Origin of the sequence: Mesorhizobium sp. M5C.F.Ca.IN.020.29.1.1 (genome assembly GCF_003997375.1) — a bacterium.
GTDB classification, from domain to species: Bacteria; Pseudomonadota; Alphaproteobacteria; order Rhizobiales; family Rhizobiaceae; genus Mesorhizobium; species Mesorhizobium wenxiniae.
In genome coordinates this window covers 1-6610 of record NZ_RZSW01000350.1, presented here as the reverse complement: position 1 = coordinate 6610, position 6610 = coordinate 1, and the positions used below count along the sequence as shown (strand labels likewise).

Annotated in this window: 6 protein-coding genes and 1 pseudogene; 3 read left to right on the top strand and 4 right to left on the bottom strand. The window is 58.6% G+C overall.

The window, feature by feature from the left end; translation table 11 throughout:
- The first annotated feature begins 144 nt into the window (after positions 1–144).
- Positions 145–1476 carry a UDP-glucose/GDP-mannose dehydrogenase family protein gene (locus EOA85_RS23720; protein WP_029347687.1) on the top strand — a complete coding sequence of 444 codons (1332 nt, stop codon included), beginning with the start codon at positions 145–147 and terminating at the stop codon, positions 1474–1476.
- 126 nt (positions 1477–1602) lie between these two features.
- Positions 1603–2682, top strand: coding sequence for a glycosyltransferase (locus EOA85_RS23715; RefSeq protein WP_127211382.1), 1080 nt, complete (start codon positions 1603–1605; stop codon positions 2680–2682).
- 74 nt (positions 2683–2756) lie between these two features.
- Here the strand turns inward: EOA85_RS23715 and EOA85_RS23710 are convergent, their stop codons facing one another.
- The 4 genes from EOA85_RS23710 to EOA85_RS23700 all read right to left on the bottom strand — a co-directional run bounded on the left by EOA85_RS23710 (position 2757) and on the right by EOA85_RS23700 (position 5799).
- Positions 2757–3551 (bottom strand): family 16 glycosylhydrolase, encoded by a 795-nt coding sequence (locus EOA85_RS23710; protein WP_164759833.1) that lies wholly within the window; start codon positions 3549–3551, stop codon positions 2757–2759.
- 132 nt (positions 3552–3683) lie between these two features.
- Positions 3684–3953 carry a hypothetical protein gene (locus tag EOA85_RS39225; RefSeq protein ID WP_245485975.1) on the bottom strand — a complete coding sequence of 90 codons (270 nt, stop codon included), beginning with the start codon at positions 3951–3953 and terminating at the stop codon, positions 3684–3686.
- Between the two features lie 15 nt (positions 3954–3968).
- Positions 3969–4313 (bottom strand): hypothetical protein, encoded by a 345-nt coding sequence (locus tag EOA85_RS39220; protein WP_245485974.1) that lies wholly within the window; start codon positions 4311–4313, stop codon positions 3969–3971.
- Between the two features lie 196 nt (positions 4314–4509).
- Positions 4510–5799: a glycosyltransferase gene (locus EOA85_RS23700; RefSeq protein WP_127211380.1), complete on the bottom strand. Its 1290-nt coding sequence runs from the start codon at positions 5797–5799 to the stop codon at positions 4510–4512.
- Between the two features lie 309 nt (positions 5800–6108).
- Here EOA85_RS23700 and EOA85_RS23695 point away from each other — a divergent pair.
- Positions 6109–6610 (top strand): annotated as a pseudogene (locus EOA85_RS23695) (glycosyl transferase family 1); the annotation flags it as partial.

Genomic DNA, 6610 nt, shown 5'->3' with positions numbered 1-6610 from the left:
TCATGCAAGTGGACCGTGTCGCATTCACGGCGCTAGGTCAGCCATGCCAGTTTCCGGAATCGCTGGCATGCAGCATAAAGTAAAGACTAATCTGAACCGGCCGGACCGAAAGCGCTCCGAAGTCTTGAACAGGAATGTAACCAAATGAATTTGACGGTCTTTGGAATTGGCTATGTCGGTCTCGTGCAGGCGGCGGTGCTTGCCGAAGTCGGACACCAGGTGGTGTGCGTCGACATCGACGTGAAAAAGGTCGAGCGGCTCAATCAGGGCCTCATCCCGATTTTCGAGCCTGGGCTCGAAAACCTCGTCAAGGAGAACCACGCGGCCGGCCGCATCAAGTTCACCACCGATGCCGCGGCCGCCGTCAAGCATGGCCAGATACAGATGATCGCTGTCGGCACGCCTCCGGGCGAGGATGGTTCTGCCGACCTCAAATATGTGCTGGCCGTTGCCGAGGCCATCGGCCGGGAGATGGACGCGCCCAAGATCGTCGTCGGTAAGTCGACCGTGCCGGTCGGCACCTGCGAGAAGATAAAGGCCAGGATCGCCGCGACGCTGAAGGCGCGCGGCCGCGAGGATCTGGGTTTCGACGTCGCCTCCAATCCGGAATTCCTCAAGGAAGGCTCCGCGGTGGCCGACTGCATGAAGCCCGACCGCATCATCGTCGGAACCGGCAGCGAGGATACCGAGGCGGTGATGCGTGAGCTTTACGCTCCGTTCAACCGCAACCACGAAAAGATGATCGTGATGGATGTGCGCAGCGCCGAGTTCACCAAATACGCGGCCAATTGCATGCTGGCGACCAAGATCAGCTTTATGAACGAAATGGCCAACCTGGCCGAGGAACTCGGCGCCGACATCGAGGAGGTCCGCAAGGGCATCGGCAGCGATCCGCGCATCGGCTACCACTTCATCTATCCGGGCCTCGGCTATGGCGGCTCATGCTTCCCCAAGGACGTGCGCGCCCTGATCAAGACCGCCGAAGGCGTCAAATTCGATGCCAAGCTGCTGCGCGCGGTCGAGGAACGCAACAACGAACAGAAGTCGGTCCTGTTCGACAAGGTGAACCGCTATTTCAAGGGCAATCTGAAGGGCAAGACCTTTGCGCTGTGGGGCCTCGCTTTCAAGCCCAATACCGACGACATGCGCGAGGCGCCGGCGCGTGTCTTGATGGAAGCGCTCTGGAAGGCCGGTGCCAAAGTGCAGGCTTACGATCCCGAGGCGATGCAGGAATGCCAGGCCATCTACGGACTGCGCGAGGATCTGCTTTTGTGCGGGACCAAGGAGGCAGCGCTGCGTGGCGCCGATGCGCTCATGATCGCAACCGAGTGGAAGAACTTCCAGGCGCCGTCGTTCGACGCGATGAAGGATGCGCTGATCACGCCGATCATCTTCGACGGCAGAAATCTCTACGACCCCAAGGTCATCGCTCGCTACGGCATCGAATATCACAGCATCGGCAGGATGGCGGCGTGAGATCATGCGGGAAAGCCTGTTGCCATGACAGCGGGACACGACGGAGGCTGGCGGGAACTGATGGATATCTTCTGCCTTGGTAAACCGCTTTTGAACAAACCCAGAATGCGACAAGGAGCTGGAACCATGAAAGTCCTTTTTGCAGGTGGCAACGGTTACACTCCCCAGTTCAGCGGCGGTGTCCAATCCAGCACCCACCATCTGGCCGAACAATTGCTTGAACATGGCCACCAGGCATCAGTGCTTGCCGCGCTGTTCGGCCAGGGCGTCTTTGGCTACAAGGCGCGCGCCAAGATGAAGCTTCTGAGGCAGCGCGCCGTCATCGACAGCTATCCCGGTTACCCTGTGGTGCGGGCGTGGTTTCCCTGGGAAGCGGCGCGCTTTGCCGTCGAAAGGCTCGATCCCGACGTCGCCGTCGTGCAGTGCCACAAATCGGTGCCGATCGGAAAGGCGCTGCAGGCGCTTGGCGTGCCGCTGGTCGTCTATCTGCGGAACGTCGAATTCCACGAATTGGGCGGGGATCTGCGAGAGCTGCATTCGGCGCTTTATATCGCCAATTCCGAGTTCACGGCGCGCACCTACAAGGCAAAATTCGACATCGATTCGACGGTCATACCGCCGACCATCAATCCCGCGCTCTACAGCACGCCGACGACAGGCGAGTTTGTTACGCTGATCAACCCTTACAATGAAAAAGGGTTCGAACTCGCGGTGCGCATTGCCGGCCAATGCTCCGAAATTCCGTTCCTGTTCGTCGAAAGCTGGAAGCTCGACGACGACCACCGGGCACAGATCGAACGGACCATCGCGCCGCTGCGCAATGTCAGGCTGGAAAGCCGCACCAGCGACATGAAGACGGTCTATAGCCGGACCAAGATCCTGCTGGCGCCCAGCAAATGGGAAGAGGCCTGGGGGCGCGTGGCATCCGAGGCCCATTGCAGCGGCATTCCGGTCGTCGGGTCCCGGCGCGGCGGCCTGCCGGAAGCGATTGGCGCCGGTGGCGTGGTGCTCGATTATGACGCACCGCTCGACGACTGGGCCGCGGCGATCAGGCGGCTGTGGAACGACAGCCAGGAATATGAACGGCTCTCGGCGGCGGCACGTGAATTTTCCGAGCGGCCGGCGCTGGATCCTGAACGTCAGTTCGCGACCTTCTTTTCGATGCTCGGCCGGGCGGCCCAGCAGGGTTCGCGCCAAGCCGCCTGATTAATGCATGTCGCCCAAAAGCATGCCCTCGAGGCTTGAACCGAGGTTGCGCAGCGGTCGGATGAATTGCAATCTCACTGATCGACATCAGTTCGCCTATAGCCATGAATTGTCATGACCAGTTTGTCCGATGCCGGCATCGGCTCCCATTTGCCGGCCCAACCTGCGTCCATCACCGCGCCTGCCGCAACCCATAGATCGAAGTACGCCTTCATGGGCTTGTTCGGAAAGGCACCGCCCAGAGTGTCAGCCGGCGTAACCACGGCAGCTTCTTTGCCGTCAATGAGGAAAGCAACACGTTTTCCCGCCTCGTATTCTATGCCAAGGCGGTATCTTTTCCCCGAGAGGTCGCCGAGTTGGATCCACTTTAGCCAAACGCTCTTGTGCTGATGGTCGACGTTTGCCCAAACATTGAGCTGTAGTCCTTTCGTGCCCACGAATTCAAAATCGATTTCCTCATGGGCTTTGTCGTTAAAAGTCCAAAGCGGCGCTGCAACAAGCCCTGGCTTCATCGTCGGGAGAGTGACATCCACTTCCCACCTTGCCGATGAAAAGTCCGATTTACCGCCGGCTACGACCTGTGCGGAAGCTTTCTCGCTGACAGTAAGCTGAAGCGCGCCGTCAACGATTTTGGCGTTCGCCGCCTTCCAGTCATAACCTCCGAGCTTTGGCTCGCCCCACTGCGATGGCACGAAGGGATTGTTATACTTCCAAAGTTTGAGCTTGATCGCTGACCAATCCGGAAGCTTGTCAACGGCAGCTTCCGCGTCTCCTGCGGCAGCACTCTCTGCCACGGCTCGCCTATGAACCAGTTGCAATGCTGCCGAGGTAGCAAGAAGAGCCGACAGTTGTCTGCGTGTGAAATTCATGCGTCTATCTCCGACGGCAGATTCCAGCTTTCCCGACGGCTCATGATGGCCGTTCGTGGTGACCGGCGAACCACACCGTAAATGGTGAAATCGGCGGCATGATGTCCCTTGGCCACAGTTTTGGCTCGACATCTAAGCCGGTCGTTTGACCCGGCTCTTCAGTGTCTCATAGCCGCGTTCGCCAAGCAGCCTGCGCGCGACGATCTTGATGGCCGTCTTGCGCCCTTCCTGCGAATTCATCTGTTTCAAACTGCCTGGAAAGTTGCAGGCGATTCGTCCAAGTGCAGGCAGCGACAGCGAGTCGGGATAAATGACCAGATGCGTTTCCACGCACAGCACCGGTTTGCCGGAAAGCTCGGCGATCTTAAGGGCCTGCTGGTGCTCGCTTTCGATGAACAGCATCGCATCGGACTTGCGCTAGAAATCGGCCTTGAAATTGCCATGCACGCCAAGCCGCTGCCGCTCCGCCTTGCTCGGCAGTTCGAGCATGATCAGCTTGTCGTATTTGACGTCGTGCTTTTGGAGCCATGCTTCCGTGTGGTTGCGGTATTTCTCAAGCCGGCTGGTGACCAGCCATCCGATCTTGCGGGTCGGGCCAAACAGCGGCAGCGCCTCGCTCAGGAATTTTTCGTGTGCGGGTCCGTCGTCGACCTGGTTTTCAGTGTGCAGAGCGGTGATTTTGCCGGTGCGCGCATTCACTTCACCTCGCTCGGTGCCGGCGCGGGCGGCGTCCGCGCCGGCAGTAGCTTCATAGCTTCCCACAACGATATGGCAACTTTCCCGACCGCATCAAAAATGTTGCAAAGCAACAAAATAGCCCGGAAATTCGGAGCGACAGTAGGCTATCCGAATCCCAGGAAGGAGCACGATCTCCGGCGCTCAGCACGCCAAATTACAATGGCAACCCAATCCGATTCTCACGCTCTCGTGAGGTACGACTGCGATAGCTGTCGAGCGTTCATGCACGCCAGGCCATCCGGGGTGGCAAGACGCCGAGCGATGCTGCCGGCGTGCCACCGTGGCGCGGGGATAGCTTCTGCTTGTCGGGTTCAAGCGGCAAGGCTTCCGGAGATGAAGCATCAAGGGCCGGGTCGAGTTGCACAGGTTCTTTGGTTCGCTCCAACGCCACACGGTCGTAAAGCGCATCGAGGAATGCGCCCGCCGGTTCCGCGGCAAACATGATCTCTGCCGTCCACCGGGCTTGACGTCGCAGTGGCGCCATCAGCTTCGGCTGACCGATATATGTCTTTAATCGTTCGATGGACAGGCAAGCGAGGCGCTCGACCTCATCCTGGAAATATTGGGCAAATTTCGCCTCGCCGCGCGAGTTGTATCCCGGATTCCAGCAATTGCCGAGATCGTTGAGTCTCATGGGTAATGAGATTCCGTTGACACCATCCTCCAGGAATTCAGGCAGGGCACAGACCCCCGTTCCGAGAACCGGGGTGTGTTCCGACATCGATTCTATCGCCGAGTATCCAAATGTATCGCCGAAGGTAGCTAGGATGCCAAAATGCGAATTGCGCAACAATCGTCGCACCGAATGGTTTGGCAACGCGCTATAATGCTGGACATTCTTCAGGTCGAGCAACTTGATATACTGGTCAAAGAATCCTGGAGTTGTCGGATCCGTCCATATACCGCCGCCTACCTGCAGACTCGAAACGATGTTCACTCGAATAGGCAAATTCTGCTCTATTGCTTTTTCCGCGATCTTGACCGCGACGCAGCCGCCCTTGCGGCCAAAATGGGCGCCGACGAACGTCAGCACAAGTTCCTCCGCGGTGTTCTCAAGCATCGCATCTTCCACGGCAGGCACGACGATGTTCGGATGGCGGACCATCAGCTTCTCCGTCAGAAGGCTTACGTTCGGATTGTCGGCGTGCTGACCCAGAAAACACCTGCGGGCAAAATGCGACAAGGCAATAATGCGGCGGCAGCCGGGGTTCGCAATCCGGGACGCCAGGTAACGAGCCATCGGCCCGCGCTTGCGAAGGGCGAACTGACGCGGCAAATGGGATTCGAACGAGATGATGAATTTCGAAGAATTGACCGGGATCCGGTTGAACGCATGCACCACGTCGACGGACAGGGCAGGCTCGATCAACGTCACACCTTCCAACTTCGACGAGACCAGGTTGAACGGTAGGAACCGCTTGCGCAGGATTGTATGTCTGGAGACGCGCGGCGTAACGAAACTGGTCGGATATTTGTCGTTATAGACGGCAATACGAAGAGATTTGGCCATGCCTAACCACCGTATCCAAACAGCGGGATAGGGGATTTTAGCGAACTGCCCTATGGGCGCAGAACTGCCAAATCCTGCAATTCCACTGGAACCAAATACAAGCGCATGAACCCCCCGGCCCCAATTCTCACCAACTTCTCGTCATATGAAAACCGATTTTTTGCTGCAACGCAATAGAACATTCGCGCGGCCTAATGTTTGTGCGGTGCGCGGCAACCGCTAAATCCGCTACATAGCACCAAAAATGTTGCGATGCAGCAAGAGCTGTACTAGCATTCCTGCGGGCGGGCCAACAGCGGTCGAGTTTTCATGCTGCATGTCTTGTACTTGGTACACGACGTCTCCGACCCGGCAGTGCGCCGGCGGATCATAATGCTTAAGGCAGGCGGCGCCCAGGTCACACTGGCGGGCTTCCGTCGGATAGCAAGCCCGGTCGCCGACGTCGAAGGCTTGCGCCCGATCGACCTTGGGGCGACGCGCGACGGCCGATTCGCCCAGCGGCTGGCAGCAGTCACAAAGGCGGCGGTCTCGATCGGCTCGAAGCTCGGCTCGATGCCAAGACCCGACCTCATCATCGCGCGCAATCTGGAAATGCTGGCGCTTGCCCGGCGTGCCAGATCGGCTTTCCAGGCGACGGTGCCGATCGTCTACGAGTGCCTCGACATTCATCGCCTTGTGCTTCGCGACGACTTTTTGGGCAAGGGGATGCGCGGCGCGGAACGCTATCTGGCCAGGGATGTAATGCTGCTGGTGACCAGTTCGCCGGCATTTATCGCCAACTATTTCAAGCCGTTTGGGCAGATTGCCGCGC

Excerpts from the sequence above, each read along its gene's own strand:
- EOA85_RS23720 (WP_029347687.1), top strand. The coding sequence starts at position 145 with ATGAATTTGACGGTCTTTGGAATTGGCTATGTCGGTCTCGTGCAGGCG.
- EOA85_RS23715 (WP_127211382.1), top strand. The coding sequence starts at position 1,603 with ATGAAAGTCCTTTTTGCAGGTGGCAACGGTTACACTCCCCAGTTCAGC.
- EOA85_RS23710 (WP_164759833.1), bottom strand. The coding sequence starts at position 3,551 with ATGAATTTCACACGCAGACAACTGTCGGCTCTTCTTGCTACCTCGGCA.
- EOA85_RS39225 (WP_245485975.1), bottom strand. The coding sequence starts at position 3,953 with ATGCTGTTCATCGAAAGCGAGCACCAGCAGGCCCTTAAGATCGCCGAG.
- EOA85_RS23700 (WP_127211380.1), bottom strand. The coding sequence starts at position 5,799 with ATGGCCAAATCTCTTCGTATTGCCGTCTATAACGACAAATATCCGACC.